The organism is Mycobacterium sp. DBP42, assembly GCF_005924235.1.
Classification (GTDB): Bacteria; Actinomycetota; Actinomycetes; order Mycobacteriales; family Mycobacteriaceae; genus Mycobacterium; species Mycobacterium syngnathidarum.
Window position 1 is genome coordinate 1 of record NZ_VCMY01000059.1, and the last position, 26,994, is coordinate 26,994.

30 protein-coding genes and 1 tRNA gene are annotated in these 26,994 nt (G+C 65.3%); 21 read left to right on the forward strand and 10 right to left on the reverse strand.

Going from position 1 to position 26,994, the window contains the following annotated elements:
* From E0T84_RS29440 to E0T84_RS29455, 4 genes are all read right to left on the reverse strand, one after another.
* Positions 1-1,188, reverse strand: a 1,188-nt coding sequence (locus E0T84_RS29440; RefSeq protein ID WP_138746236.1) for a hypothetical protein, incomplete at its 3' end; no start/stop codon positions are given.
* A gap of 221 nt (positions 1,189-1,409) precedes the next feature.
* Entirely contained in the window at positions 1,410-2,747 is a 1,338-nt protein-coding gene (locus E0T84_RS29445; protein WP_070189496.1) for an ammonium transporter, read from the reverse strand.
* Between the two features lie 211 nt (positions 2,748-2,958).
* Positions 2,959-3,528 (reverse strand): dCTP deaminase, encoded by a 570-nt coding sequence (gene dcd / locus E0T84_RS29450; protein ID WP_070189495.1) that lies wholly within the window; start codon positions 3,526-3,528, stop codon positions 2,959-2,961.
* A gap of 16 nt (positions 3,529-3,544) precedes the next feature.
* On the reverse strand, positions 3,545-4,531 hold the full coding sequence (locus E0T84_RS29455; protein ID WP_070189494.1) for a hypothetical protein: 987 nt from the start codon (positions 4,529-4,531) through the stop codon (positions 3,545-3,547).
* Positions 4,532-4,889: 358 nt separating this feature from the next.
* On the opposite strand from E0T84_RS29455, the gene E0T84_RS29460 reads away from it, so the two are divergent.
* A tRNA-Gly gene (locus tag E0T84_RS29460) sits at positions 4,890-4,963 on the forward strand.
* Between the two features lie 82 nt (positions 4,964-5,045).
* Here the strand turns inward: E0T84_RS29460 and E0T84_RS29465 are convergent.
* A complete protein-coding gene (locus tag E0T84_RS29465) occupies positions 5,046-6,215 on the reverse strand; it encodes a tyrosine-type recombinase/integrase (protein WP_138746237.1) in 1,170 nt (389 codons plus the stop codon).
* Positions 6,208-6,804 carry a hypothetical protein gene (locus E0T84_RS29470; protein WP_138746238.1) on the reverse strand — a complete coding sequence of 199 codons (597 nt, stop codon included), beginning with the start codon at positions 6,802-6,804 and terminating at the stop codon, positions 6,208-6,210. The genes E0T84_RS29465 and E0T84_RS29470 overlap by 8 nt, the downstream gene beginning before the upstream one ends.
* Before the next feature lie 109 nt (positions 6,805-6,913).
* Here E0T84_RS29470 and E0T84_RS32010 point away from each other — a divergent pair, with 109 nt between their 5' ends.
* The 15 genes from E0T84_RS32010 (at position 6,914) to E0T84_RS29525 (ending at position 18,859) form a co-directional block, all read left to right on the forward strand.
* Complete coding sequence (locus E0T84_RS32010) at positions 6,914-7,081, forward strand: hypothetical protein (RefSeq protein WP_171055224.1); 168 nt, start codon at positions 6,914-6,916, stop codon at positions 7,079-7,081.
* Positions 7,082-7,246, forward strand: coding sequence for a hypothetical protein (locus tag E0T84_RS32015; protein WP_171055225.1), 165 nt, complete (start codon positions 7,082-7,084; stop codon positions 7,244-7,246).
* A gap of 4 nt (positions 7,247-7,250) precedes the next feature.
* Positions 7,251-7,541, forward strand: a complete 291-nt coding sequence (locus tag E0T84_RS29475; RefSeq protein WP_138746239.1) for a hypothetical protein — start codon at positions 7,251-7,253, stop codon at positions 7,539-7,541.
* Entirely contained in the window at positions 7,538-7,918 is a 381-nt protein-coding gene (locus E0T84_RS32515) for a hypothetical protein (RefSeq protein ID WP_249383776.1), read from the forward strand. The genes E0T84_RS29475 and E0T84_RS32515 overlap by 4 nt, the downstream gene beginning before the upstream one ends.
* On the forward strand, positions 7,915-8,271 hold the full coding sequence (locus tag E0T84_RS29480) for a DUF2742 domain-containing protein (protein ID WP_249383777.1): 357 nt from the start codon (positions 7,915-7,917) through the stop codon (positions 8,269-8,271). The genes E0T84_RS32515 and E0T84_RS29480 overlap by 4 nt, the downstream gene beginning before the upstream one ends.
* Complete coding sequence (locus tag E0T84_RS29485) at positions 8,268-10,049, forward strand: hypothetical protein (protein WP_138746241.1); 1,782 nt, start codon at positions 8,268-8,270, stop codon at positions 10,047-10,049. The genes E0T84_RS29480 and E0T84_RS29485 overlap by 4 nt, the downstream gene beginning before the upstream one ends.
* Complete coding sequence (locus E0T84_RS29490) at positions 10,046-10,342, forward strand: hypothetical protein (protein WP_138746242.1); 297 nt, start codon at positions 10,046-10,048, stop codon at positions 10,340-10,342. The genes E0T84_RS29485 and E0T84_RS29490 overlap by 4 nt, the downstream gene beginning before the upstream one ends.
* Positions 10,339-10,563, forward strand: coding sequence for a hypothetical protein (locus E0T84_RS29495; protein WP_138746243.1), 225 nt, complete (start codon positions 10,339-10,341; stop codon positions 10,561-10,563). Before E0T84_RS29490 ends, E0T84_RS29495 begins: the two co-directional genes overlap by 4 nt.
* Before the next feature lie 246 nt (positions 10,564-10,809).
* Entirely contained in the window at positions 10,810-11,943 is a 1,134-nt protein-coding gene (locus E0T84_RS29500; protein WP_138746244.1) for a hypothetical protein, read from the forward strand.
* Positions 11,943-12,095 (forward strand): hypothetical protein, encoded by a 153-nt coding sequence (locus E0T84_RS32020; protein ID WP_171055226.1) that lies wholly within the window; start codon positions 11,943-11,945, stop codon positions 12,093-12,095. The genes E0T84_RS29500 and E0T84_RS32020 overlap by 1 nt, the downstream gene beginning before the upstream one ends.
* A gap of 903 nt (positions 12,096-12,998) precedes the next feature.
* A complete protein-coding gene (locus E0T84_RS29505; RefSeq protein WP_138746245.1) occupies positions 12,999-14,129 on the forward strand; it encodes a TIGR03857 family LLM class F420-dependent oxidoreductase in 1,131 nt (376 codons plus the stop codon).
* Between the two features lie 173 nt (positions 14,130-14,302).
* Entirely contained in the window at positions 14,303-14,824 is a 522-nt protein-coding gene (locus E0T84_RS29510) for a TetR/AcrR family transcriptional regulator (protein ID WP_249383778.1), read from the forward strand.
* A 178-nt stretch (positions 14,825-15,002) separates the two neighbouring features.
* Positions 15,003-15,488: a MarR family winged helix-turn-helix transcriptional regulator gene (locus tag E0T84_RS29515; RefSeq protein WP_070189492.1), complete on the forward strand. Its 486-nt coding sequence runs from the start codon at positions 15,003-15,005 to the stop codon at positions 15,486-15,488.
* Between the two features lie 140 nt (positions 15,489-15,628).
* Positions 15,629-18,148 carry an arylsulfatase gene (locus tag E0T84_RS29520; RefSeq protein ID WP_070189491.1) on the forward strand — a complete coding sequence of 840 codons (2,520 nt, stop codon included), beginning with the start codon at positions 15,629-15,631 and terminating at the stop codon, positions 18,146-18,148.
* 99 nt (positions 18,149-18,247) lie between these two features.
* A complete protein-coding gene (locus E0T84_RS29525) occupies positions 18,248-18,859 on the forward strand; it encodes a maleylpyruvate isomerase family mycothiol-dependent enzyme (RefSeq protein ID WP_138746246.1) in 612 nt (203 codons plus the stop codon).
* Positions 18,860-18,874: 15 nt separating this feature from the next.
* On the opposite strand, the gene E0T84_RS29530 is transcribed toward E0T84_RS29525, so the two are convergent.
* Together E0T84_RS29530 and E0T84_RS29535 are read right to left on the reverse strand one after the other, a co-directional pair.
* Positions 18,875-19,555 carry a hypothetical protein gene (locus E0T84_RS29530; protein WP_138746247.1) on the reverse strand — a complete coding sequence of 227 codons (681 nt, stop codon included), beginning with the start codon at positions 19,553-19,555 and terminating at the stop codon, positions 18,875-18,877.
* Positions 19,556-19,770: 215 nt separating this feature from the next.
* Positions 19,771-20,487 carry a GntR family transcriptional regulator gene (locus tag E0T84_RS29535; RefSeq protein ID WP_070189488.1) on the reverse strand — a complete coding sequence of 239 codons (717 nt, stop codon included), beginning with the start codon at positions 20,485-20,487 and terminating at the stop codon, positions 19,771-19,773.
* A gap of 176 nt (positions 20,488-20,663) precedes the next feature.
* Here E0T84_RS29535 and E0T84_RS29540 point away from each other — a divergent pair, with 176 nt between their 5' ends.
* The 4 genes from E0T84_RS29540 to E0T84_RS29555 are packed head-to-tail and all read left to right on the forward strand — an operon-like array spanning position 20,664 to position 25,039.
* The gene (locus tag E0T84_RS29540) at positions 20,664-21,641 is read left to right on the forward strand and encodes a phosphate/phosphite/phosphonate ABC transporter substrate-binding protein (protein ID WP_138746248.1); all 978 of its coding nucleotides are present in this window, start codon (positions 20,664-20,666) and stop codon (positions 21,639-21,641) included.
* 4 nt (positions 21,642-21,645) lie between these two features.
* Positions 21,646-22,458, forward strand: coding sequence for a phosphonate ABC transporter ATP-binding protein (phnC, locus tag E0T84_RS29545; RefSeq protein WP_138746249.1), 813 nt, complete (start codon positions 21,646-21,648; stop codon positions 22,456-22,458).
* The gene (gene phnE, locus E0T84_RS29550) at positions 22,455-24,050 is read left to right on the forward strand and encodes a phosphonate ABC transporter, permease protein PhnE (protein ID WP_138746250.1); all 1,596 of its coding nucleotides are present in this window, start codon (positions 22,455-22,457) and stop codon (positions 24,048-24,050) included. The genes phnC and phnE overlap by 4 nt, the downstream gene beginning before the upstream one ends.
* A complete protein-coding gene (locus E0T84_RS29555) occupies positions 24,026-25,039 on the forward strand; it encodes a zinc-binding dehydrogenase (RefSeq protein WP_138746251.1) in 1,014 nt (337 codons plus the stop codon). Before phnE ends, E0T84_RS29555 begins: the two co-directional genes overlap by 25 nt.
* A 113-nt stretch (positions 25,040-25,152) precedes the next feature.
* On the opposite strand, the gene E0T84_RS29560 is transcribed toward E0T84_RS29555, so the two are convergent.
* Both E0T84_RS29560 and E0T84_RS29565 read right to left on the reverse strand, forming a co-directional pair.
* Positions 25,153-26,031: a family 16 glycosylhydrolase gene (locus tag E0T84_RS29560; RefSeq protein ID WP_075909465.1), complete on the reverse strand. Its 879-nt coding sequence runs from the start codon at positions 26,029-26,031 to the stop codon at positions 25,153-25,155.
* A gap of 86 nt (positions 26,032-26,117) precedes the next feature.
* The gene (locus E0T84_RS29565) at positions 26,118-26,561 is read right to left on the reverse strand and encodes a cupin domain-containing protein (protein ID WP_371726384.1); all 444 of its coding nucleotides are present in this window, start codon (positions 26,559-26,561) and stop codon (positions 26,118-26,120) included.
* Between the two features lie 179 nt (positions 26,562-26,740).
* Between E0T84_RS29565 and E0T84_RS32110 the strand changes: the two genes are divergently transcribed.
* The gene (locus E0T84_RS32110; RefSeq protein ID WP_212757740.1) at positions 26,741-26,956 is read left to right on the forward strand and encodes a hypothetical protein; all 216 of its coding nucleotides are present in this window, start codon (positions 26,741-26,743) and stop codon (positions 26,954-26,956) included.
* The last annotated feature ends 38 nt before the right edge of the window (positions 26,957-26,994 follow it).

Genomic DNA, 26,994 nt, shown 5'->3' on the forward strand with positions numbered 1-26,994 from the left:
CGCCTCGGGTGCAGGCGGCGGGGCCGCGGCGGGCTGCTCGACGTAGACCGTGCGCGGCGGGGCCTGCGGTGCGGGTGCTTCCTGGACCACCGGGATCGGGGCCTTGATGGTCTCTGGCGGCGGGGCCGGGGGCGGGGCCGCCGGCTGCGCAGGCTGGGCTTCCGGTACGGGTGCGGGTGCGGGCGCCGGGACCTTGACCGGGGCAGTCGGAGCCACTGCGCCCTGTGCCGGGGAGGGACGCTGATCGACCGTCGGCCGGATACTCACCGCAAGCGAGATGACCAGGGCCACAACACCAACCACGAACACCGACGTCAACGCGGAACCGACAAGCAGGAACGGCTTACGTTCCTCGTCCAGTGGCATCTCGTCGGCGACGAGGTCGACGCCGTCGAGGCCAGCGGCACCGACGGGAGCCATCTCGGTGGCCAGACCGGCCAGCGCGTAGGCGCTGCCGGCGGTGGTCCCGTCGGGATCTTGCGAATAGGCCAGGCCGACGGTGGTCGCCTCGAACGCGGGCGCGTTGGCCGAGGCCAGTGCGGCACCGCGAGCCAGGGCCATCTCAGGCTCGTCCGGGGCGCTGACAGGAAGCGACACCAGGGGCTCCAGGTGTGCCTTGACCGAGGCGACGTCGACGCCGGCACCGAGAACGAACATGCCGTCCGGCGCGGATTCGGCAGCGTCGACGGCGGCGGCCATCTCGGTGAGCACGACCATGGCGTCGGCGCTGTGCAGGGAACGGCTCAAGACCTTGACCACCGAGCCGTCGTCGGTCTTGACCACCGAGAGCGTCGCGGCATCGCGGTCGATGAACAGCAGTGCCGTGGTGGCATAGCCGACTGCGCGGCCGACCGCCTGAGCCAGGGCGGCGGCGGCATGGCTTTCGGAGACCAGCATGACGTCGTCGATGCCGTGCGCGGACAGGGCGTCGCGCAGAGAAGACGCGTCCGAATGGTCGGTCCATGTGACACCGATCGACTTCAGATGGTGCCCACCCGTGGTGGCACTCTCCTGAGTCCCGAGGATGGCAGCGACCACCTGATCGGCTGCACTCGTGGTTGCCGAATCTTCACTGGCGGTGACGTCGAAGACGTCGTGATCGACGGTGACCCCGTCGGCTTTCTCCCCCTCGACCAGCACCATGCGGACCGTTGTAGGTGCCATCGCCACACCCAATACGATGTCCACCGAGTCCTCCAATGTGTTTGCTGCACTGCGCTTGTCGCCATTGCGCACACATGTCGCACGAACCGACAACTAGAACCTTCATCGGTGCAACGTGCTCGATCGTTACACCCCCGCGCGTTAGCTGCAGCGCTGAGATCCCGGTCGGACCGCGACGGCATGGTGCGCGCCGGCGCCGGTTAGTTAGACACTACTCGGCATTACGACAAACGGTGCCGGCCGGTTCATCCCGCGCTGTCCTCCTCGGCCGGCCGGTGCTCGCGGTCGCCGAACTGACCCAACTGGCCCAGGGTCCCGCCGAACAACCCCGGGCGGCGCTGGGGCAAGTGCCCGTGTACGCCCTCGGCGTATGCGGACTCGGCGTGCTGTGTGAAGTCGACGCCGGTGGTCTCGTCTTCGGGACTGAGCCGGAACCCCATGAACCGGTCGATCAGTTTGGCGAGTGCGTACGACACGGTGAAGGCGTAGGCGGCCACCACGACGGCGCCCAGCAGCTGCTTGCCCAGCTGGGTCAGCCCGCCACCATAGAAGAGGCCCTGCGGGCCCTCGGTCATCACCTCGGTGGCCAGGAATCCGATCAGCAGCACACCGACCACGCCGCCGACGAAGTGCACGCCCACCACATCCAGCGAGTCGTCATAACCGAACCGGAACTTCAGGCCGATGGCAAAGGAACACACCACCCCGGCTGCCAGGCCGACCACGACCGCGCCAAGGGTGTTGACCGTGCCGCACGACGGGGTGATCGCCACCAGGCCGGCCACCACGCCGGACGCGGCACCGAAGGTGGTGGGCTTGCCGTCGCGGACCTGCTCGACCGTCAGCCAGCCGAGCATGCCCAGGCAACCGGCAACCAGGGTATTGAGGAAAATCGCGGCGGCGGTGCCGTTGGCCGCCAATGCCGAGCCCGCGTTGAAGCCGAACCAGCCGAACCACAGCAGGCCGACGCCCAGCAGCACGAAAGGCAGGTTGTGTGGGCGCATTGCGTCCTGTTTGAAGCCGATCCGCGGGCCCAGCACGAGGGCCAGGGCCAGGGCCGATGAGCCGGAGACGATCTCGACGACGAGGCCGCCGGCGTAGTCGAGCACGCCCAGGCCGGCCAGCCAGCCACCCGGTCCCCAGACCCAGTGCGCGACGACCGCGTACACGCCAACAGCCCACAGCGGCACGAAAAGCATCCAGGCTGCGAACTTCGCCCGGTCCGCGATGGCCCCGCTGACCAGGGCGGCAGTGATGATCGCGAAGGTCAGCTGGAACGTGGCGAACAACAGCTCAGGGACTGAGCCGTGGGCGGTGCTGGGTGTGATGCCGAGCATGCCGATGTGCTGGAGGCCGCCGATGAACCCGCCTCCGGCGTCATCGGAGAACGCCAGGGTGTAGCCGACGAGCAGCCAGGCCACCGTGACCAGCGGGATCGAGATGAAGCTCATCATGATCATGTTGAGAACGCCGGTGGTGCGGACCATGCCGCCGTAGAAGATGGCGAGGCCGGGGGTCATCAGCAGGACCAGCGCGGTACTGGCGAGCAGCCAGGCAGTGGCCGCCGGATCGATTTCGGGCACGTCGAGCTCCTTTGGTCTCGACGAGAATGTCGGGCGCGCGTTTCAGCGGCGCGGCGTACGTGTTTCAGCTGTGTTTCGTGTTGCGGTGTGGTTACTGAAAGTTCACCGGGGCTCGCTTTGTGTCGGGCGTGCGCGGTCGGGTTTTCGCCCCCAGCGGCCACTTATGACACACGAATCGCTGGTCTGCGTGTCACAGGTGGCCACTCGGCGGCTAGGACTTGATGAAGTTCAAATGCGAGCGCGACGGCGTCGGACCACGCTGGCCCTGGTATTTCGAGCCGACCTTGTCGCTGCCGTACGGATTCTCGGCCGGGCTGGTCAGCCGCAGCAGGCAGAGCTGGCCGATCTTCATGCCCGGCCACAGCGTGATGGGCAGGTTGGCGACGTTGGACAGTTCCAAGGTGATGTGCCCGGAGAAGCCGGGGTCGATGAACCCGGCCGTCGAGTGCGTCAACAATCCGAGACGGCCCAGCGAAGACTTGCCTTCCAGGCGTCCGGCCAGGTCGTCGGGCAGCGTGCACACCTCGAGCGTGGAGCCGAGCACGAACTCACCCGGGTGCAGCACAAACGGCTCATCCTCGGCGGGCTCGACCAGCGTGGTCAGCTCATCTTGCTGTTTGGCCGGGTCGATGTGGGTGTAGCGGGTGTTGTTGAAGACCCGGAACAGGCTGTCCAGGCGGACGTCAACGCTCGACGGCTGCACCAGGGCATCGTCGAACGGCTCGATGGCCAGGCGTTTCGCGGCGATCTCGGCCCGGATGTCTCGATCGGAGAGCAGCACCCGACGAGCGTATCGGTTACCGACGGACCACTCCCGGAGACGGCGCCACAGCGCGCTCGGCGTCGGGCAGCACGAAAGATTTGTCGGCTGCCTGCCCGGCCAGTGGCACCACCCTGCGCACCACGGTGTGAACCGATTCGGTGGGCGATGCCGGCGCGGCATGTTCAGCGGGGGTCGACGCCTGCGGTGGGGTGCTGCCGTGGCCGCCGCCGCGCACGGTCATCGCCAGGAACACCGAGCCCGCCAGGATCAGCACCGCTGTCGCCAAGGCCATGGCGACGGTGTGCGTCAGCGGGGCAGGTTTGACTGCCGGAGCAGCCTGGCCACGAATGCCTTCACTGGCGATCAGTGCGCCACGAGCCAGCAGCAGGGCTGCGTCATCACCGAGCACCACCGGCCGAGAAATCACCGAATTCACCTGCTCGACAAGGCTTTCCGCCTCTGGTGCCGATCCTGCGATCGCAACCTCGGCGATCGGCTCGGGGAAGCTGTCGCACAGACCGCGCAGGGCCAGCACGGCGGTGGCCGCGTCCGGTCCGACGAGATGGCGGCTACGCAGCCGACGCGTGCCGTCCTCACCCTCGGCCCCGGTCACGGCCAGCATGGCCTCCTCGGGTTCGACCATGCACAGCGCGACCGAGTCGCAGTCCGCGATCTGCACGGTGTACTCGGCAGCCGCTTCGAATGCGTCGACACCGGAGACCACCGCGTTCATCATGCCGAGCTCCTCGAGGGCGTCGAGAACGAGTTTGGCCTCACTGGCCACCGCATCGGTCCAGGTCAGTGCGACGCGGGCAACCGCATAGCCATTGGCCGGGGCAGCGTCGCGCGTGTCGATCACCGCGTTGACCACGCGCTCACGGAAACCAGAGTGCTCGACGCCGGCCCGGTCATCCGCGTCGAGCGAATTGTGGTCGATCACCGCGCCGTCGCCGCGGGTGCCCTCGACCAGGAGAAGCCGGGCATCGCGCGAGGTCATGGCAATACCGATGACAACATCCATGCGTTGAGTCCCTTGATTGGTTCGGCCCGGGCTGCGGGCCTCTTCGCTCCATTCAGCACCGGATGGAGCCCACCACACCGACGGTAGAGAGCGCGCCTGAGAACGCCAGCCCAAGGATTTACCCGACTCTCAGGCTGGCATGTGAATGGCAATCATGTTCTGGGGTCGTCTGTTTCGCCGGGCGGGTCCAGCTGCCGGGTCCGCACTGCGCATCCGCCGGTACCTGCGCCGGCAACCTTCGCCAAACACAGGTCATCGCCCGTCAGATCCGTCGGCGTCAATTTCTTAGACTCACCGCGCGTCGCCCGCCCACCTGCCCCACAGCTCGGGCCGGGTTGCTATCCTTCGTCAGCACCATGCCGATGTAGTTCAATGGCAGAACATCAGCTTCCCAAGCTGAATACGCGGGTTCGATTCCCGTCATCGGCTCCAAACATGCAGGTCAACGACCTGAGCTGGTTTGCCAGCAAAGTCGAATCGGCGAAATCCCGTACTTTCCCCGTAAATTCGATTCTCAAGACTGATTGCTGGCCCATTTCTCCAGCACAGCACGGGTATCCGGCCCCGCCGTCACCCGCTGCACATAGTGCCCTTCAGTCGTCGCGAGCTGCGCGTGCCCGAGCTGGTGCTGTGCGGCCTCGACGCCCAGCCCATCCCTGACGACGGTGCCCGTGGTGCGCCGGAAGCTGTGCGGTGTCACCCATCGCAGATGCTCATGGGGGGCGAGCGCTTCCCGCAGCGACGAGCGGATATTCGACAGCGACACGAGACCGCCGTCCCGGTTCTTGAGCACCGTTCCGGCCGGCCCGGTGACCCCGTACAGCTCGGTGAGGACCTGGACCCCGAACGGTGGCAGCGTCACCGTGTGGGCCGGGGCGCCGCCTTTGCGTTCGTCCTGCCGATGCAGTGGCTTGCCGGCCACTCTCCCGCTGTCCACGACGGTCCCGCTGACGGTGACCGTTGGAACGTCCGCGAGAAGGTCGACTTCTGGCCACTCGATCGCCAGCACTTCCCCTGGCCGGACCCCGGTAGCCGCGAGCAGCTCGACGAACGCGGGCAGCATCCGGCCGCGCCGCGGGCCCGGTCCCTTGCGTGTGCAGAACACCTCGACGGCGCGCCGGACTTCCTCGAATTCCATTGCCGTGAGCGCCCGAGCGGGTTTGCGTTCCGCTTTGGCCGCCTTGGTCTCCCGCATGATGTTGTGCTTCACGACGTCGAACCTGACAGCCAGGCCGTACATGCCCGTGAGGATGATGCGCAGGTAGGTGGCCGGCGATGGCGGTAGCGCTTTCAGGTGAGCGTCGGCGCGGCTGGTCGATAGCTCTGCGATCCGTAGTTCCCCGAGTTGTTGTTCACCGTGCAGCCGCCAAGTGTCCCGGTACAGGGTGACGGTCCGCTCCCCGATCTGATCCTCTGCAATCTTGGCCGGTATCCACGCCTCGAACAGCTCGGAAAGTGTCGTGCTCCGGTTGATTACCCCGGTGGGTTCCCCGGCCTCAAGCTCTGCTGCGATACGTCGTTTCAGCTCGCGTCGGGCATCCTCGGCGGACTTGCGCGACGACGCTTCACGCTCCCGCAGCTTGCCGCTGTGCAGCCGTAAATACGTTGTAGCGTAGAAGGCTTCGCCACGCTTGGTATCGGTGATCTTCCCGTGCTCACCGGGGGCAAGACGCTGCCTAGGCATCGTCGTCGCCAGTCTTAAGTTCGATGGTGTCACGCCCAAACACCTCGTCCGGCGGGAGCTTGATGCCCAGGCGGTCGCAAGTCGCCTTGATCTGGCGATCTAGGACGGCGATGTGTTTGGGGTCGTCCATCTGTTCTTTGGTTATGAAAAGTTCGTCGAGATAGCGCCATTGGCGCAGTGTTTCGGTGTTTGCTTGCCACTGTTCTGCGGGATCTTCTGGCGCGCCTACTCCATCGTGCCCGAGGTAGCTGTATACCCCTGAAAACCATTCCGCCGCACTGAGTTCCCCGTTCTCTCGGTTGGGCAGTATCTCCACCGGACTCTCGTACGGACCGGGGTAGACGAGGTTCACCGGAGACGTATTGAGCGCGGCCGCGAGAACGATCAGCTCGGGCACGCTCAGTACTGAGCCTCGGTGGCCTGAGTCGAGCTTTGCGATCACGGTTGGCGATACGCGGAAACCGAGTTCGGCCGTCCTGTCGCTGAGCCAAGCCGCCGACTTCGTACCCCTGACATCCTTGATTGCTTTGCCGACGCGCTTCACCAGCTCCTTAGCCCAGCGCTGCCCATCGTCGTCATCATTCGCCATGCGCAAAGTATGCCGCGTTCTCTTGCGTACGTCGAATACCGTGCTAGTGTCAGCGCTGCGCGAAGAAGTACGTGGAAATTCTTCGCAATACGAATAGAAGGAGGTATCCGTGAACGATCACAAGGCCGTGAGCCTCAAGCTCGGCGGCATCAGCCGAACCATGGTGTTCCAACTATGGGCATCCGGCGCACTCGGCTCAGTGAAGATCGGCCGGCGCAGGTTCTCGACCGACGCTCAGATCAGCGAGTACATCAGCCGGCTCGAAGGTGCGGCGTAGATGTCTCATCCCCACGTCGACCAGTTCGACCGTGACGCGATTGACGACCACAACCTGGTCGATCACGAGCCGGCCGGAGACGACGAAACGGCCCCCGAGATCCCGGTGTTGGCGCACCGGGCGGGAGCCGTTCACACCCACCAACCCATTACAGAAAGCAGGTAATTCCATGATTACACACCCAGTGTGTTCCCACATCGGCCGCGGTCACTCGACCAGCGACCCGAACTGCGCCGACTACCACGCGCCCCGGTTATCCGATGTCGCGCTGATGCTCGACACCACAACCAAAATGGCCGACCTGGCCCGAGGTGACCTATCCCGACTCCAGTTGCCGGCCACCACCTCGATCTGGGCGCATGTCGATCTGGTCCGGGCGCAGCGGCACTTGCGTGAGGCGTCCATCTTGATCGACAAGGTTGCCGACCAGCTCGAAACCGAGCAGGAGGTGGCCCGGTGAGCAACGAGCTGCACGACTACCACGCATCACACACCGTCTGGTGCACCAACCACGACGCCGAATTCACGATGCACACCGCCGAAGAACCATACTGCTCCAAGCAGATTCACGGCGCTACGTTGATCCCAGAAGAAGGGTCCAGCCGAGAAACGTTGTGGGTGTCGGCTACCGCGGCATTCACTCACGGTCAGTTCACGCCCGCCGAGTACGCCGCCCGTGAGACCCGTTACCGCGGCGTCGAGCTGGTCTTCGACAAATGGGTTCCCGGCGTTGTCGTTGCGGACGATCGCACCTACCGGCTCACCTCAGATGCGGCCCGATCCTTGGCCGCGGCCCTGGTACGGGCGGCCGACATCGAACAAGGACTCACCCGGTGACCATCCGCAAGAACGAGGAGGCCGGCCCCCAGCGGACCGGTTTCCTCGGCTCTCAACAAGTCAGTTGGTGGCCTACACACGAGTTCATCGCGGCCATGGTCAGCAAGGCGAACGTCGGACCGCTACCCACCGCAGGCACCCCGGCATGGTGCGAACTGTCCGACACCGACCCCCGAAAACTGTTGGCGCTGGCCGCTTCCGGTGAGCACTGGGTGCTGCACACCGAACTCGCCCAAGAGAAACGCGCAGAGGCGTCCCGAGACATCGCAGCGGCCGGCGGATGGACCGCACTCGCCAAGCGCATCGCCCGAGGCCGCGGCGACGCATACGTTCCACGAAAGAGGTCAGCGTGACAGACGAAGAATTCTTCAACGCCACACCAGAACTCAAGACCATCTACCAGTGGGCGAGAGCCCGCTACGCCGCACCATGGGCAGTGTTCTTCGCCGTCCTGCTACGGGTAGCGGCCACCACTAAACCCTCTGTGCGGCTCCCCGGTGCCATCGGCGGGCAAGCCTCGCTGAATCTGCTCGTCGCGTTCGTCTCCCCATCCGGTGGAGGCAAGGGCATCAGCGACAAGGTGGGCCGGCTGGCGTGGCCCGCCGACATCCTGGAGCTACCACTCGGCTCTGGTGAGGGCATAGACGAGACATTCACCCTGCGCGGCAAGGAGTCCGAGGACAACGAGCGCATCACATCGGCGATCTTCAGCTGCTCCGAGATCGACATTCTGACCGGCCTCGACTCGCGGCAAGGATCGACGATTCTCGGCAAGTTGAAAGCGTTCGCGATGGGTGAGCAGTTGGGTTCGACCAACGCCACGAAAGCCAACAGTCGCAACGTTCCCGCGCACTCCTACCGCGGCTGCGTATCAGTGGGTGCTCAACCCGGCCACACCGGCGTGATCTTCGCCGACACCAGTGGCGGCACCCCGCAGCGGTTCCTGTGGGCGCTCACCATCGATCCGGACATGCCTGCGGTCAAAGCCGACGACCCGGCTCCGCTGGACACGAGCCTGCCGTCCTGGGCGACTGGTACCGAGGTGGTCGAGATCGTCTACGGCCACGAGGAAATCACCGAGCAGATCATTGCCGCGCACCTGGCCCGCCAACGTGGGGAAGGTGGCGCCCTCGACGGTCACTGGATGCTGACCCGCTGCAAAGTCGCGGCGGTCCTGGCGCTCATGCACCACCGGATGGTCGTATCCGAACTCGACTGGCAGCTATCCGAGGCAGTCATGGCCGTCTCCGATCGGACCCGCGACTGGATCCTTTCGGAGGCTAAGCGCGCCGAACGGGCAAAGGTCCGTGACCGGGCGCAAGCGCGTGCGGCCGGGGAGGACTTCTACGACGCCAGCCGCCTGGAAACCGTCAAGCGATCGATCCTACGGATGCTGGAACGGGACGGGGAGCAGGTCGGCGGCGACCTGCGCAGGCGCCTTGGACGCAAGGAGAAGCGGGAGCTCTTCGACCAGGCGATTAATTTGCTGGAAGCCGAAGGATTGGTGTCATCACGTACGGGCGAGTACAACGGCGCGACGTACACCTACTGGTCACCCCTGACCACCCCGGTCACCCATGAAAACAGCAGGTCAGAACCCGTGACCCGCATGGTCACCCCTGACCGCCCTGCCGTGGTCACTGACCTGGATTCCCGCAGGTCGTCGCTTCCCTACGAACCGACTCTGTCGGGCGCCAAGTGGTTGGCCAACCACATCGCCGAGCTGCTCGCAGGCGGCCACACAACCGCCGAAGCATTTGCTGTGTATAGCGCTGGAGAAGCTGCCGGGTACAAGCGGACACTCATCGAACAGGCCGTAGCGGCGCACCCCGACATCCATGTCATCGACCGCAAAGGAGGCACGGCCACCTGGTCCATAGTCCCGGGCTACGTCCCGCCGAAATACGTCTCGGACTCTGCTTGGCTCGACAGCTACATAGATCAGCAAACGGTAGACACCATCGAACCGGACAGTGTGAAAGCCGCAGCAGCCGCCGCCGGACGTGACTGGACAGGGATTCGCCGAGCCGCTGGCCGTTCTCGACGCATCGTGTCCGAACCAGCCCGCGGTGAGGCCAAAACCGAACGCATCTGGCGCATCATCCCGGCATCAGACGGGGAGACAGCATGAGTGACACCCTGCACTCTCTCCTGGCCGCCGTAGGCGCAGCCCCCGCGCTACCCGGCGCCCGCTGCCGAGGCAAGCACCACCTGTTCGATGAGCAAGGCACGCACGAGAGCCCCGAGACCGCTCAACAGCGTCACGCTCAGGCCCTCGGACTATGCCGACTGTGCCCCGCGCTCGCGTCGTGCACCGAGTGGTTCAACACCCTCAAGCCGAGCCGCCGACCGCCCGGTGTCGTCGCCGGACGCATCACCCAACCGAAACCCGCAGGCCGCCCCCGAAAGGACGCAACCGCATGACGACCGAATACGAACGGCTGCACGCATTCACCCGACTGCTGTACGACACCGCCGAGCTGCTGCGCGTCAAGGGCCGCACCCTGGCCGCCGACGTTGTTCACGACGAGGCCGTGCACTTCGCCCGCGAGCGCGACATCGCCAGGACAGCCGAGGATCTGGGCGCCGACCTCGACAACCCGATCACCACCGTGGACCTCGGGCAACTGCCAGACGACGGCTAGAATGAAAGAGCGCGAAGGCGTTCCGCCATCGGGGCCAGGGTGTGACCCCCGCTCTCGCCGAACGCCTTCGCCACAACTGAATCGGAGTAGCGGCGAGGCGCAGGGCCACCCCCACGCCTCGCATGGGCGAAACGCAAACTGCATACCGCCGGCAGGGCGACCCCCACCGGAGTCAGCGACACAAGGTCAGACCTTGTGCACGCCAACGTAATTCACTCGTTTACGGACTCCGAAAGGGGAGCCACAATGTACAAGTCTCTTGCCGACGAACTCATGGAACGTCGCAGCAACATCATCGCCCAGGCCCGCAAGATCGCCGAAACCGGCGTCGCCCAGAAGCGCGACCTCACCGAGGGCGAACAAACCGAATTCGACGGTCTCGTCAAACAAGCCGACGAGCTCCAGGAGCGGGCCAAAGAAATCCACGAAGGTGAGCAGAAGGCCCACGAACTCGAGAACTCCTTCCGCGCCGTCACCGGAGCATCCCCGTGGCAGCCCACCGCAAGCGGATGCCCCACCCTGCTGGTCTCCCCGGCCAACGTCGCCAAGCACGTCGCAGCCATGCGCCAAGGGCAGACGTACGGCGCCATCGAGGAAGCACGCGCCACCATCCAGGTCAACCCGGCCGCATCCAGTGCTCTCGGCGGGGCCCAGGCGTGGGCACAAACCCCTGCACGAGAACCGATGCACCTGATCCGCTACGCAGGCATTCCCGTGGCCACACTGAACGGAGTGGCCGCGACAATGCCCACCTTCACCCTGCCGGCCGGCACCGCAGGCGTAAACGAGACGACCGCGCACGCCGAATACGACACCATCGTCGACACCCCACTGACGGCGGTTCGTCACGGACGCTGGTCGGCGGTCTCGGCAGCAGTCCAGACCTTCGACCCCATCAGCGGAATCGCGAACATGCACTCGATTGCCATCGCCAAGAGTCTGGACCTCGCCGCCGTGGGCGACATCGAAGCCGCGGCCGGCACCCCCGTGGCGTTCAACGCCGATATCGCCAGGAACGTGCGCCAGGCGGTCAACACCGTAGCCGCCACCGTCTACACCGCCGTCGAGGATCTGGTGCTGTTCGGCCAGCCCGCCGACATCGCGCTCCTGCAAGACATCGCACCGGCCAACGGTCCCGATGCTGGCAGCGTCACCACCCGATTCAACGGCGCCCGCCTGTATCCGACACTGGAAGCCACCGCAGGGCAGATCACGATCTTCTCGCCCCAAGGGTTCCTGGTGTTCATGTCAGCGCTGCAATCGGCCAGCACCATCGACCCCAAGGACGGCAGCAACAGCTTCGGTTCCTGGCTGCACTCGACCGGCGTCGGGCAGGGCCTCACCGGGTCCGCTATCGCCGTCGACGTGGTCACCCCGTAATGACCCAGCACGATGTCCGTTTCGGTCGCGGGCTACCCAACGAGAACGGGTTGCCCGCACCGGACGGATACGCCGAAGACCTCGACCAGCGAGCCCAAACGTGGACCGCCGAGATAGCGCAGCAGATAAAGCGTTGGTTCGGCGGCGACTGACCAAACCAACCGAGACTTCGGGCGCGCGGGCGTTAAAGCCTTCGACATCATGGTTGTCACCCTTCGGGCCAAGGCACAGCCACGACCGCACGTTGACCTGCGCGAGCTGCGACCTGCGCCCCGCGACCGACCTCACCACAGCAAACAAAAACCGGCATACAGCAAACTATTGTGACGCCGCTGCCACCATCGCAACCGGGCAACAACCACGACCCGCTGACCTGCAACGATGCAACACTCGGATGGGTAGCACGCCGATGACCTCGGTTTTTAGAGACTGAGCACCTTGACCCCGATGTGACAGTCAGATATCTCTCCCCGCAAAAAAATTTCCACAAGCAAACTATCGAGCAAACGTTCGATTGATTCCCCATCGTTGGGCTAGACCCGTCCAGATTCCCCAGACTCCGTACACACCGCGAGGCTGACTGAGGCATCGGGGTCAACCTGGCTATGACCAAAAATTGGCAATGCGGGTTGCTGTTTCGGCAAGGGCGGTTTGCGGTCGCTCCGTATTTTCCCCGCATAAACGCCCGTGATTTGTGGCGAACTTGCCTGTATCCGTACGTACCGGGCAACCACGAGAGTGCTTGCCGCGCAACACGTTAACGAACGATCACGGACGCCGATAACCCCAGATTCGCCAAGCTGAATACGCGGGTTCGATTCCCGTCATCGGCTCCACAACAACTCTTCAGAGCCGCGCCCCAATCAGGCAGTCGAGCCTCTGGCACTTTGCATTGCCACCCCTCAGCGTCAACCGCCCCTGAGAACGTTGCCGTCTACGCCACGACCCCACCGTGTGCGGCTCCTGCCACGTCTCCCCATTCATTGAGAACCCTCATTGACAATCGTCTGCGCCACGGCAGACAGTGCAGGGAATCCACGAATGAGAGGCACGTAATGAGCACTGCCGCGCAGGCCACCACCCCGGCGAGCACCGATGGCGCACTCGATCAGCTCAACGAGCTCGGCTATTACGCGGTGACCCGTCACCCCGCCGATGTGCGGGTGGTCTTGCCCGAAGCCCGCGCCGCCGACGCACTCGGTCTGGGCTCTTGCCACATCGGGGAACGCTTCACGGTCAAGGACCCGGCGGTCCTCTCGGGCGCGGTCGCAGATGCCAGCACCACGCTGGGGATCGCACCGTCGACCAACTACCACACCCGGCATCCCACGGTCACCGCGACGATCGGGTCCACGATGCACGCCCTCACCGAGGGCCGTTTCGCGATGGCGTTCGGCCGCGGCATGGCGGCGTATTGGCAGGCGATCGGCTTGCCGGTGGTGACCGAGGCCCGGCTGCGTGACTTCTTCGGCATCCTGCGCCGGCTCTGGGCCGGTGAGATGATCCTCGATCACGATGGCCCGGCCGGGAAGTGGCCGTTCCTGCGTCATGCCAGCGGCCTGCCCGACGGACCGCCCATCGGTTTGGTGGCAGTCGGCCCGAAAACCATGGAACTCGCCGGCGAGATCGCCGATTTCGTTGTGCTCCATACCTTTTTCTCCGATGAGGCGACGACGTCTTCGGTCGAGGCGGTGCGCCGAGGCGCCGAACGCGCGGGCCGTGATCCCGACAGCGTGCGCATCTGGGCGTGTCTGGCGACGGTCCCCGACGCGTTGTCAGAAGAGGATCAGCTGCGCCGTGGGGTCGGCCGCCTGGCGACCTACTTACAGGCGTACGCGGATGTGTTGGTTTCGGCCAACGGCTGGGACCCCGCCGTCTGGGAGCGAATCAAGCAGAGCGAGCTGTTCACCGACGCGGCCACGGCCGGGCCGATCGACGCCAGTGCCTCACTCGAGACGCTGCAGCGGATCGGCGAGTTGATTCCCGCCGAATGGCTGGACTCGGTCGCCAAGGGGGCACCGCAGGAGTGCGCCGGCACCGTCGCCCGCCAGTACGATCTGGGCACCCACTCGGTCATCATGCACGGGGCGAGCCCGCACGAAATCGCACCCGTCGTGCACGCTTACCGGGCCAACCGGCCGACGCTGCGGCGAGCGGTCGCGGCCAACCCGGGGAGGTTTGCCTGAGCACCCACGAGTCACCGCAGGCCCTGCGCGCCCAGGAGCAGTGGCGCGCCGCGGTCCCGTCAGCGGCCATCCAGTCCGCCGCGGGCACCCGGCTGAACAAGCGCGGCCTTCAGACCCGCGCGCGACTGCTCGACACAGCCATCCGATGCCTGGCCGACAGCGGTGGAGAGCCGGTGTCGGCAAACCGCATCGCCAAGGACGCCGGTGTCACCTGGGGCACGGTGCCGCACCAGTTCGGCGACCTGGACGGACTCTGGGTGGCGGTGATCACCGAAATTCATTCCCGCAGTTGGTCACCCGGCGCCAATGACGCGCCAGCCCGCAGCGGCACGTTACGGGAGCGGGTGGCCGCTGCCATCGACTCGGTCTGGATGTACCTGGATACCACCGAGGGGCAGGCACTTACGGCATTGCGCACATCGCTGCCCCCGCGCCGCTCCGATATCGCCGCCGAATACCCGCAGACGGCTGCGGCTTTCGCTGCGCGCGAGCTCGATTGGATTCAAGGCTTCGACTACCTGATGGCCGGACTCGATCTCGCCCCGGATCAGCTGTATCGCGTTCGGTGCCTGCTGCCCGCGGCGATTCGGGGCCTGAGCAACGAACGGCAACTGGGCTTCACCTCGGATCTGGAGATCGCCCGCGCGACGTTGACCGACGCGGTGGTGGCGCTGTTGTCCCAGCCACGGGAGTGACACCCACCGCGTCGCACCGCATCGGCCGCCCCGGCGCGGATACCGAATCACCTTGACGCACCGGCTTTTTGCTCACAGTGGTATCCACATTTGACGCGAACCCGCATCCGACGTGGATATTCGGTGCCAACGCAACCACTAACCGCCACGGTCCGGTTTCGCGTGGAATACTGCCTGGATGGGCAGCGCGCCGCAGCACGAGATGACCCGCACCCCCGTTGACGAACTGTCGGCGTTCGAAATGGCAACACGAGACCTCGTAGGTGTCGCGCTGCGCAGCGTGGACCAGCTGGAGATCTCCCTACCGCAGTTCCGGCTGCTACTCGTACTGCAGGAGCGCGGGAAGTCAACCTCGACGGAGTGTGCCCACGCCCTCGGCGTGGTCGGCTCGACAGTGACGCGGCTGGCCGACCGGTTGGATGCCTCCGGTCATCTGGTCCGAGGTTCGGACCCCACCAACCGCAGCGTCGTCACGCTGTCGCTGACCGACCGCGGACGCAAGCTGGTCCGGCAAGTCACCACCCGGCGCCGGCGTGAGCTGAGCCGAGTGCTCGACCGGCTCGACCCGGCCGAGCGTGCGGCATGCGCGAAAACTTTGCGCAATTTCCACGAGCTACTCGCCGACGGCAGCGCCGACGACCTGAACCGCCCGATTCCGCTGTAGGAGATATCGCCCGAAAAGGGTGAGGCGCATTTCCGGCGAACAGTCGCAGGAATGCTTGGCATACAACGTTTATCGAAACGCATCGATTCTGCGGTGATTTATCCAGACAGTGCGCCCGAACGGGCATAGTGTGAGCCAACATGGAATCGAACAGCGATGACATGACAGATACCGATCGCAATACCCGCGGCAAATTGTCGCGACGCTCGATGCTGGGGGGCATCGCTGCTACCGGAGTCGGAGTAACCGCTGCCGGCGCATTCGTCGCAGGATGTGACGACAACTCCGCAAAGCCAGGAGCCAGCGGAGAAGCCGGACCGCCCGACTATGGCACCGGTATCAACGAAGGTTTCGACGGGAAAATCGAACTCGACGTCCGAGATTCGAAGCCAGACTGGAAACCGTTCGAGCTCAAGCACGCGCCTGAGGGTGCACCCAACGTCCTGGTGGTGCTGTTCGACGACACCGGGATGGCCTCGTGGTCACCGTACGGTGGCCGGATCAACATGCCCACGCTGCAAAAGCTGGCCGACAACGGACTCACCTATTCGCAGTGGCACACCACCGCGCTGTGCTCGCCCACCCGGTCCTGCATGCTGACGGGCCGCAATCATCACGTGAACCGCTTCGCGAGCATCACCGAAGGCTCCGACGGCTTTCCCGGAGCCGCGGCCCGACTGCCCGCACAATGCGCGACGGTTGGTCAGGTGCTCCAGGAGAACGGCTACAGCACATTCTGGGTCGGCAAAGATCACAACGTACCGGAAGAAGATGTCTCCAGCGGCGGCAGCAAGTCAGAGTGGCCGTTGCAGAAGGGGTTCGACCGCTTCTACGGATTCGTCGGCGGCGAAACCAACAACTGGTACCCGGACTTGAGCGAGGACAACCGGTTCATCGAGCAGCCCTACGCTCCGGAACAGGGCTACCACCTCTCGAAAGACCTTGCCGATCAGGCGATCCGGATGCTGCGCGATCAGCAGTCCAGTAACCCGTCCAAGCCTTGGTACATGTGGTTCTGCCCGGGCGCCAACCACGCACCGCACCACAGCCCGGAGGAGTACTCCGCGAAATACAAGGGCCAGTTCGACGACGGCTACGAGGCGTACCGCGAGTGGGTGCTCAAGCGGATGATCGACAAGGGCATCATGCCTGAGGGTACCCAGCTCACCCCGATCAACCCGCTGCCCGAGGATGTCGCGGCAGAAGCGGATGCGGTGCGGCCGTGGGACTCTCTGAATCCCGACGAGAAGAGATTGTTCTCGCGGATGGCCGAGGTGTTCGCCGGCTTCTCGGAATACACCGACGCCCAGGTCGGCCGAGTCGTGGACTACCTGGAACAGACCGGGCAACTCGACAACACCGTCATCTTCTACTGCGCCGACAACGGTGCGTCCGGAGAGGGTTCCCCGAACGGCTCGGTCAATGAGAACAAGTTCTTCAACGGCTACCCGGACGACCTCGCCGAGAACATGAAAATGCTCGACAAGCTCGGAACTCCCGACACCTACAACCACTACCCGACAGGCTGGGCAGTCGCGTTCTCCACACCGTTTCAGATGTTCAAGCGCTACTCGCAGTTCTCCGGCGGCACCTGCGATCCGATGGTGATCCACTGGCCCAAGGGAATCAAGGCGAAGGGCGAGGTGCGCCATCAGTACCACCACGCCACCGACATCGTGCCGACCATTCTCGACGTCGCGGGCATCGAGATGCCAGAGGAGTATCGCGGTATCAAGCAGTATCCGGTCAACGGGGTCTCGATGCGGTACAGCTTCGACGGCGCCGACGCCCCCACCACCAAGAAACGCCAGTACTACGCGATGCTGGGTACCCGCGGCATCTGGCAGGACGGCTGGAAAGCGTCAGCTCTGCACGCGCCTATCAGTGGCAAAGGCCATTTCGATCAGGACAAGTGGGAGCTCTTCCACGTCGACGAGGATCGCTCGGAGTCCAAGAACATCGCTGATCAGAATCCGGAAAAGCTCAAGGAACTGATCGAGGCGTGGCACGAGGAGGCCAAGAACAACTACGTGCTGCCCCTCGACGACCGCGCCGCGGTCGAATTGATCACCATTCAGCGGCCGCAGTTCGAGCCGCCCCGCAATCGCTATGTCTACTACCCGGATACCGCCCCCGTGCCCGAGGGCGTGGCGGCCAACATCCGCGGCCGGTCCTACAAGGTCATCGCCGATGTCGACATGACCAAGGATGCCCAGGGTGTGCTGTTCGCGCATGGTTCGCGGTTCGGCGGGCACGCCCTGTTCATCAAGGACAACAAGCTGCACTACGTCTACAACTTCCTCGGCATCAAGCCCGAGCAGGTGTTCGTGTCCGGCCCACTGCCGGAGGGCAAGCACGCGCTGGGCATGGAGTTCGTCTGGGAGAAAAAGGGCGATTACGGCGAATCACTCGGAACCACAACGCTTTACGTGGATGGAAAGGAAGCAGACAAGGGCCCGATGCGGGCTCAGACTGGCAAGTTCACCCTCGCCGGCGACGGCCTGTGCGTCGGGTTCGACAGCGGCGACAACGTGTCGTCGCTGTACCAGAATCCGGGTCGGTTCACCGGCGGCACCATCAAGGGCGTCGCGGTCGATGTGAGCGAGGAGAAGTACGTCGACCTCAACAGGGAGGCTCAGGCCGCGTTCGCGACGGACTAGCCACGCACGGAGACTCTCTGGCCCAGCACCCCGGTGCTGGGCCAGAGTGTTGTCCAGCGCGACTATTTTGGTCAGAGAATCCTGACGATAGGAGCAGCCGTGGACTCCGACACGATCTGGCGCAACATCGATGAGCAGCGCGGACAGCTCGCCGATCTCCTCGACACGCTTGAACCGCAGCAGTGGGCGACACCGTCACTGTGCGCCGGCTGGACCGTGCGCGAGGTCGCCATTCACATCACGCAGTCCCACGCGAGCCTCGGTGAAATGCTGCCGTCGGCGATCAAGTCCGGCTTCCGGTTCGACGCCATGGTGCGTCGGGCAGCGCTGGATGATCCCGCCGAACCTGCCGCCATCACAGCGCGGCTGCGGGCCATGGCGGGTTCGCGGAAGCGGCCGCCCATGACCAAGGAAGTCGACCCCTTGTTGGATATCCTGATCCACACGCAGGACATCTGCATCCCACTCGGCATCGACCGCCCGATGCCCGCCGACGCCGCCGCCGTCGTCGCAAACAGGTTGTGGCACATGAAGTTTCCGTTCGCGCCACAGCGCGACCTGCCGGGCTATCGCTTCGTGGCGACCGACGCCGATTTCACCGTGGGACCCGAGTGGGGGGCACGACGCGAGGCACCTATCCGCGACCTCGTTCTGATGTTCGCGCGGCGACGCGATGTGCCCGACGCGGAGCCTGAGTCCGAGGCCGACTAACCACGAGGCGACACCTCAGCGCAGGTAGAGCTCGCCGCCAGTCGGGTAGCCTCCACCCTTGGTGGTGAGATGGACGTGGTCGTAGTGGCCGTATCCGCCAGATTTCGCTCCGCCGTCGGGCGTGTAGTAGGTACCCCGCCAGATCGCGTCCTGCAGGGCGAATCGGTCGGCATTCTTCAGGGCGTAGGCCACGATCCGGTTTCCGAGTTCGATGCCGTGGGCGCTACTCGGATTGGGGATCATCACATCGAGGGCCAGGCCGTCGGGGTGCCAACGCAGGGCATCCGGCCGGACGCCGCCGATGTTGTGGATCTCGGGGAAGTCGGCGCTGACGGCGCGCGACGCCAGAATGGTTTTGACCTGTAGTCCGCGCTCCGGAGCGAGTCCCAGGGGCAGCAACTGCGGGATGTTGATGACACGCCAGCGAGAAGCCGTGGCGGGCGACGCCTGGTTCGCGCTCAGACCCACGGTTTGGGCGACAGCACTCGTGGCCCCCGCAGGCGCAGCCACGATCTCCATACAGCACGGCACCTCGGGGGTCGGTGCGGGAGCTGAGGCAGGTTTGGCGGCTTCGGAAAAAGGGGATGAAGGAGCAGCACTGGCACTCGCGAAGAACGCGGCGACCGGAGCGATGATCGCAGCCGCGACAGCCGGCAGTTTGCGCTGACTGGGGCTGGCTAATGCGTGTCGGCCCACACGGGCACCATACGGGCACTTTCTTCACCACGCAGCAACCGCACCCCGGTTCTGCGAGTTTCCTTAACTGACTGTCAAGCACATTTCCGGCGTGTTTGCGCAGGTCATTAGTAACAAATCGGTCACGATACTAAGAAATCTCTAAGGCAAGTCGCTTTGTTGTTTCAAGACGAAAACACCCTCGCCCGGCGTCTGAACGGGGGCGATTGTCGTTCCTACGAAGCCGTCATCACCGCGGTGAAGGTCATCCGGTCACCCCGGTACAGCGAGCGCCGTTGTTCGATCGGAATCCCATTCTGGTCGTAGGACACCCGGTTGAGCAGAAACATCGGGGTCCGGCTGTCCACGGTGAGCAGTGCCGATTCCCGGGCGTCCGGTAGCGCGGTCTCGATGGTGTCGACAGTCCGCTCGAAGCGAATGCCTCGGCTGCGGATCTCGGCATACAGCGACTCGCGGTAGTCGAAGGTCTCCCGCAATCCCGGGTAGCGCGCGGCCGGCAGCTTGGTGGTCTCCAGACCCACGCGGATGCCGTCGGTGGTCAACACCCGCTCCAACTGCAGGACGGGTGCCCCGACGTCGATGCCGAGTTGTCCGGCCAGGATGTCGTCGGCGATCAAATCGCTCCAGCCGACCAGGATGCGCCCGCCGCTGCGCCCCTGCTCCTTGGCGGCCTCGGTATAGGAGCCCATGGACAGCGGCTGCAGGATCTTGGGCCGCGCAACGACGGTGGTGCGGCCACGGCGCTCAATCCGCCCGGCCAACAACAGTTCTCGCAGCGCCTGGCGGACCGTCTCGCGGGCCACGTCGAATCGTTCGGCGATCTCTCGCTCGGCCGGGAAGGGGTCTCCGACCTCCAGATCGTCGAGCAGCCGTTCCAGTTGCGCGCGGACAACCTGGTGCTTGAGAACCCTCGGTTCTGCGCTCGCGGCCACCCGTCAACGGTAGCAAGTTTTGGTATAGACCAAGACTTGCCGTGTTGTTAACCTCCCTGCCAACTTCGATGCACCCGTTGGTATAGACCAACCCACAGGGTGTGGGGCAGGGCAGTTGCGCACCCCCGCTCGCGCACTGCCCGTCAAACGTCCCCGCCCGAAAGGTCCTACGCGCCATGACGTTCCGCATCCCGCGCCCCTCAGCTCGTATCGCTGCCGTGGCAGCTGCCTGCACCGCGCTCGCAATGTCGGGCTGTTCAAGCTCCGACAATTCGGACGCCACGACCGCCCAGGGCTTCCCGGAAACCCTGACCCTGGCCGCGATCCCGGCCGAGAACTCCACCGACCTCAAGGCCAGCTACCAGCCACTGATCAAGCTGCTGGAGAAGGAGACCGGCTCCAAGGTCGAGTTCGTGCAGGCCTCCGACTACGCCGGGGTGGTCGAGGGCATCATCGCCAACAACGTCGACCTGGCCTTCTTCGGCCCGTTCGCCTACGTCGTTGCGGGCGTCAACGGAGCCAAGGTCACCCCGGTCGGTGCGGTGATCCAGGAGCAAGGCGCCCAGCCCGGGTATCAGTCCTACGGACTGGCCCGCGCTGACGAGGCGAACATCAACGGCCTCAAGGACTTTGCCGGCAAGAAGGTCTGTTTCGTCGACCCGAGCTCCACCTCGGGATTCCTGTACCCGACCGCGGGCCTGATCGAGGCCGGGGTGATCGAATCCGGCTCTGAGGGCGATCTGTCCAAGGCGATGTCCCCGATCTTCGCCGGTGGCCACGACTCTTCAGCGCTGGCGATCGCCAACGGCGACTGCGACGCCGGCTTCGCCTTCGACACCATGGTCGACAAGACCATGATCGCCAAGGGCGACCTCAAACCAGGCCAGCTCAAGACAGTATGGAAGTCCGAGATGATCGCCGGCTCGGTATTCGCCGCCAACGACGCCCTGGGTCCCGAAGCCGTCGGCAAGCTCAAGACCCTCTTCGCCGACAAGGTGAACGTGACAAACCTTGAGGCCGAGGGTTTCTGCGAGGGCGACGCCTGCCGGATCACCGACGAGCGCGCCTGGGGCTTCGTGCCGGTCGAGGACTCGGATTACAGCGGCGTGCGCCACGTCTGTGACGTCACCGGCTCCGAGAAGTGCAAGGGCTGACACCATGCCGTCCGACGGACCCCACCACTGCGTCGCGGGCGACGACCTCGTCGTCATCGCCCGCGACGTCACCAAACGCTTCGGTGACACCCTGGCCCTGGATCACGTCAGCCTCGACGTGCGGCGCAGTGAGATGCTGGTGCTGCTCGGCCTGTCCGGGTCGGGCAAGTCCACCCTGCTGCGTTGCCTGAACGGACTGCACCCGGTGACATCCGGCAGTGTCGAGGTCGGCGGCACCCATGTCGATCGGGCCTCGGCCAGACAGTTGCGGGCGCTGCGCCGCAACGTGGGGTTCGTCTTTCAGCACTTCAATCTGGTCGGGCGGTTGAGCTGCCTGGAGAATGTCCTGATCGGCGGCCTCGGCCAGCTGCGGCTCCCCCGCTACGGCGCGCTGACCTACCCCAAGACGATGCGCGCCGAAGCCCTGGCCCATCTGGACCGCGTCGGCCTGGCCGACTACGCCGACCGCCGCGCCGACACCCTCTCCGGCGGTCAGCAACAGCGCGTCGCGATCGCCCGCACCCTGATGCAGAAACCCGGCCTGCTGCTGGCCGACGAACCCGTCGCCTCACTCGATCCCGAAAACGCCGGTGTGGTCATGGATCTGCTGTTCCGGGTGTGCATCGAGGAGAAACTGACCGTCGTATGCACGCTGCACCAGGTTGACCTCGCGCTGGGCTGGGCGCATCGCCTGGTCGGCCTGCGCAACGGCCAGAAGATCCTGGACCGGCCCGCGGTCGGGATGACTCGCGACGACGTCATGGAGATCTATCAACGCGTGGATCCTGCAGCCCGTTCGGCGGCCCGTCCCTCGTGAGCACCGACCTCACCGAACGGCCCACGCCCTCGGCCTCTCCCCCAACCGACCACAGGCCCCTGCCCGGCCTGCTGCACTTGGTCACGGTCGCCGCGGTAGTGGCCACCATCGTCGCAGCCTGGTCCATCGACTTCGCCCCGGCCACCCTGCTCAACGGTTTCGACGAAGTCGTCGCATTGTTGGAACGGATGATCCCACCCCGGCTCGACGATCCGGGACGGATCGCCGGCCTGGCCGTCGAGACCCTGTTGATGGCGGTACTGGGGACGGTGCTCGCCGCGATTGCCTCGGTGCCACTGGCGTTCATGGCCGCCCGCAACACCACACCGCATCCGGCCGTGCAAGCGGTGGCCCGCGCCGTCATCACGTTCTGCCGGGCCATGCCCGATCTTCTGTTCGCCGTGCTGTTCGTCCGTGCACTCGGAATCGGTGTTCTCCCGGGCATTCTCGCGCTGGCACTGCATTCGATCGGGATGCTCGGCAAGGTGTTCGCCGATGCCATCGAGCAGACCGACCCCGGTCCTCGGGAGGCGGTGCGCAGCACCGGTGCGGGCTACTTCCGCGAGATGCTCAACGCCGTCGTCCCCCAGGCCGTCCCGTCGTGGATCGCGACGTTCATCTACCGCATCGACATCAACCTGCGCATGTCGGTGGTGCTCGGCTTCGTCGGCGCCGGAGGCATCGGCTTTGCGTTGCAGGATGCGTTGCGGGGCTTGATCTATCCACGGGCACTCGGTATCGCCTGTGTCATCCTGGTGATCATCGCTGCGATGGAGCTGCTGTCGATTGTGATCCGCCGGATGTTGCTGGATCCCGCGCAGTCGAACCCGGCCCGGGAGCGCATCGCGCGGTTCGTGTTCGGCGGCGGACTCATCGTGATCTGCGTGCTCGCCTTGGCGATGTTGAAGATCAACCCGATGTCCCTGGTGACCTGGGTGGGGCCGGCCATCGAGGTGTTCGCCCGGATGATCCCACCCAACTTCTCAGCACTGGGCAGCGAATTATTCGCGGCCGCAGGCCAAACCGTCGCTATCGGTGTGGTGTCGACCGCGATCGGCGTCGTGCTGTCGATTCCGGTCGGGATCCTGGCAGCCCGCAACGTCACTCCCCACCCGGCGGTCTACTGGGCCGCTCGCGGCTGGATCCTGCTGGTGCGGGCGGTGCCCGAGCTGATCCTGGCCGTCGTGTTCGTCGCGGCGTTGGGGCTCGGCCCCATCGCCGGCACCTGCGCATTGGCCATCGGCTCGATCGGATTCCTGGCCAAACTCGTGGCCGACGCGGTCGAGGAAATCGACCCTGGACCGCTGGAGGCCGTTCACTCCGTGGGTGGGGGCTGGTGGAAGACGTTGTTCTCCGCGGTGATTCCGCAAGCCATGCCGGCGATGGTGGGGTCCAGCCTGTACTTGTTCGACGTGAACGTGCGTACCTCGACCATCTTGGGCATCGTCGGCGCGGGCGGTGTCGGCTACCTGCTGTTCGAGTCGATCCGCACCCTGAACTTCGATGTCGCCGGCGCGATCGTCCTGGTCATCTTCGTCATCGTCTACGCCATCGAAAGGTTGTCCGGATGGATCCGATCCCGCCTCGTGTGACGGCGGCCGCGGTGTGGACCGGCTCCGGCGTCGAGGTGCGGGAAGTTCCGGTTCCCGTACTCGGCGACGGTGAGGTACTGGTGCGGGTCCGGCTTGCCACTGTCTGCGGCAGCGACCTGCACACCGTCAGCGGACGACGGCCCGCGCCGTGCCCCTCGGTGCTCGGACACGAAGCCGTCGGGGACGTCGTCGCAGTCGGCATGGGGGCGGATGCCCAAGTCGGACAACGTGTTATCTGGTCGGTGACAGTGACCTGCGGTACCTGCAGCCGCTGCCGGTCCGGGCTCAGCGCCAAATGCCGGTCGGTACGCAAGGTGGGCCACGAACCTTTCGACGGAGACTGGCCGTTGTCGGGTTCCTATGCCGCACACGTGGTCCTGCCGCGCGGCACCACCATCGCCGCGGTTCCCGACACGCTGCCCGACACGGTTGCCGCACCCGCCGCGTGTGCGACGGCAACGGTCATGGCCACCTTGGAGGCCGCCGGTGAATTGAAGGGACGACGTGTACTCATCGGCGGCGCAGGGATGCTCGGCCTCACCGCAGTCGCGGCATGTGACGCGGCCGGGGCAGATGTTCAGGTGGTCGACCGCAATGACGACCGGATGGCGCTCGCGGCACGGTTCGGCGGACGAAGCTGTGACGATGGTCCGGTTGATGTGGCGATCGACTACACCGGATCCAGCACTGCCGTCGCGAACGCCTTGGGCCGTCTCGACATCGGCGGCATCCTGGTGCTGGCCGGCTCGGTCACTCCTGGGCCGCCACTGTCGGTGGACCCGGAAACCGTTGTGCGGCACTGGTTGACCATCACCGGTGTGCACAACTACGAACCCCGGCATCTACACCAGGCGGTGGAATTCCTCGACCGCACCCGTCCGCGTTATCCGTGGGACGCGCTCGTCACGGCGCCGGTGCCGCTCGCCCAAATCGAGGCGGCGCTGCGCCCACCGCCCACCGACAAACTGCGCATCGCGGTAGCCCCCTGACGCCGTCGCGTCCCCTCACCGCGCCCAATATCACGCTGGAGTGGCGCTCGAAGCCGAGCGCCACTCCAGCGTGACAAAGCAGGCGTTAGCGGGCGGAAGATCCCCAGAAAAACTCAGCCCTGGAAAACGCGGATCCAGTCGACCAGCATCTCGGCCGGGTAGTCGCCACCACTCGGGTCACGCCCGCCCGAGCCGCCGACGGCAATGTTGAACACCGGCACCATCGTGTAGCCGGGATCGTTGAAGGGCCAGTCCTGCAATGAGTTTGCCGGGACCTCGAAGAAGGGTTCCATGCCCGGGGCATAGTCCTTCCAGAAGTACATCCCCTGCGGGCTCCACGTCATCCGCCAGGTATGCCACGCGCTGTCGATGGGGTGCGGGTTGGTGGCGAACGATTCGCCGTCCAGCCGGGCGTGCACCGTGGTGCCCGACGGCCAGTCACGGTTGCCGTACCACTCGACCAGGTCGACCTCGCCACCGCGAACGGGATTGTCGTTGAGGAGCCAGAACGCCGGCCAGGCACCGTCGGTGAGGCAGTTGAGCTTGACCCGGGCCTCCCAGGTGGTGCCGATGCCGCCACGCCAGTTCCCGACGACCTTGGCGCTGGCGTACTTCTCCTGCACCGTGGTGCCCGGTCCGCGCGTCGCACGGATCACCAAGTTGCCCTTGCCGTCCTGAAACGCGTGCTGGGTGTCGGCGACGTAGCGGCCCATGTTGAACGGCTTGTCCCACTCGACCGGGTTCTTGATGGTCTCGCGCTCCGGGATCAGGTGCCACCACGTCGGGTCGGGCGGAGCGCCGGCCGGACCATTGAACTCATCCTGGAACAGGAAGTTGGGCTGCGCCGCGGCGGCAGCAGGCGGAGTGGGCGCTCCAGGGGCAGGCGCAGGCGGGTTATCACCAATTGCCGGGTCGGCGTTGGCCATCCCGGCAGGCAATGAAGCCGCTGCCACCCCCAGACCCATCATGAACATCACACTGCGACGATCCATCTCAGGCACAGCAGAACCTTAACCGAACTCTTACCCACATTTCCGACCCTGCCCAAAGTTTCGTGGTGCGAGATGCGTTTTCGCAGCTAGGGACAGGCAACAGGAGCGTCGTCGCGCACCGGTGCGTCGGCGGGCAGCGTGTAGGTCACCACGACATCGGCATCGACGGCGCCCTGGTTCGACACCCGGTGCGCCACCCCGGCCGGAATCACGACCGCCTGGCCCGCGACGTACTCCACCGGTGCGCAGTTGGCCGCGGTTTGCACCACCACGGCACCCTCGTTGAGCACCGATTGTTCCCACCCGGGGTGGCTGTGCCAACCGCTGTCGGCTCCAGGCTTGAGCAACAGGCTCTGCACATGCAGCGTGGTGGGCTGGCCTGTGGTCACCACCCAGATCGGCGCCGTGGTGGTTCCCTGACCGAGATCAGTGCGCACCACGTCGCCTTCGGCAGGTGTTGCCAACGCCGGTGCGACTGACAAACACATGGATGTGACGGCGCCGACGGCGGCAGCATAGATGCGGTTCACGATGCCTCCCGATTGTTGATCGAAAGGTAGCGCGCTCAGCCGCAGTTCGTCACGGGTAAGGCTGGTACGGATATTGCGGTTGCTGCTGGTACGGGTACTGCGGCTGTTGCGGATAGGGCTGCTGTGTTTCGCCACGGTTCGGCACCTGGATCGGAATCGGTACCGGGACGAACGGCACGGTGACGTACGTCGTCGTCATCGGGTTCGTCGTGGTGGTGGTCGTGGTCGGCACCGTGGTGGTGGTTGTCGGCGGCGTCGTCGTGGTGGTGGTCGTCGTTGTGGTGGTGGTTGTCGTCGTGGTGACGGGCGGAGGCGTGGTCGTCTGCGTGACGACGTGCGTCTCCGTCACCGGCGGGGGCGGCGCCTGGGTCACGGTGACCGGCGGCGGGGCCTGAGTCACCGGCTCAGGCGCGGGCGGCGGTGCGGCCGGGGC

Bases quoted from the DNA above. Each gene is read 5' to 3' on its own strand.
- E0T84_RS29455 (WP_070189494.1), bottom strand. From the start codon at position 4,531: ATGGATGTTGTCATCGGTATTGCCATGACCTCGCGCGATGCCCGGCTT.
- E0T84_RS29465 (WP_138746237.1), bottom strand. From the start codon at position 6,215: ATGCCTAGGCAGCGTCTTGCCCCCGGTGAGCACGGGAAGATCACCGAT.
- E0T84_RS29495 (WP_138746243.1), top strand. From the start codon at position 10,339: ATGACGACCGAATACGAACGGCTGCACGCATTCACCCGACTGCTGTAC.
- E0T84_RS29555 (WP_138746251.1), top strand. From the start codon at position 24,026: ATGGATCCGATCCCGCCTCGTGTGACGGCGGCCGCGGTGTGGACCGGC.
- E0T84_RS29520 (WP_070189491.1), top strand. From the start codon at position 15,629: ATGGAATCGAACAGCGATGACATGACAGATACCGATCGCAATACCCGC.
- E0T84_RS29560 (WP_075909465.1), bottom strand. From the start codon at position 26,031: ATGGATCGTCGCAGTGTGATGTTCATGATGGGTCTGGGGGTGGCAGCG.
- E0T84_RS29505 (WP_138746245.1), top strand. From the start codon at position 12,999: ATGAGCACTGCCGCGCAGGCCACCACCCCGGCGAGCACCGATGGCGCA.
- E0T84_RS29475 (WP_138746239.1), top strand. From the start codon at position 7,251: ATGATTACACACCCAGTGTGTTCCCACATCGGCCGCGGTCACTCGACC.
- E0T84_RS32015 (WP_171055225.1), top strand. From the start codon at position 7,082: ATGTCTCATCCCCACGTCGACCAGTTCGACCGTGACGCGATTGACGAC.
- E0T84_RS29470 (WP_138746238.1), bottom strand. From the start codon at position 6,804: ATGGCGAATGATGACGACGATGGGCAGCGCTGGGCTAAGGAGCTGGTG.
- E0T84_RS29500 (WP_138746244.1), top strand. From the start codon at position 10,810: ATGTACAAGTCTCTTGCCGACGAACTCATGGAACGTCGCAGCAACATC.
- E0T84_RS29490 (WP_138746242.1), top strand. From the start codon at position 10,046: ATGAGTGACACCCTGCACTCTCTCCTGGCCGCCGTAGGCGCAGCCCCC.
- E0T84_RS29515 (WP_070189492.1), top strand. From the start codon at position 15,003: ATGGGCAGCGCGCCGCAGCACGAGATGACCCGCACCCCCGTTGACGAA.
- E0T84_RS32020 (WP_171055226.1), top strand. From the start codon at position 11,943: ATGACCCAGCACGATGTCCGTTTCGGTCGCGGGCTACCCAACGAGAAC.
- E0T84_RS29540 (WP_138746248.1), top strand. From the start codon at position 20,664: ATGACGTTCCGCATCCCGCGCCCCTCAGCTCGTATCGCTGCCGTGGCA.
- phnC (WP_138746249.1), top strand. From the start codon at position 21,646: ATGCCGTCCGACGGACCCCACCACTGCGTCGCGGGCGACGACCTCGTC.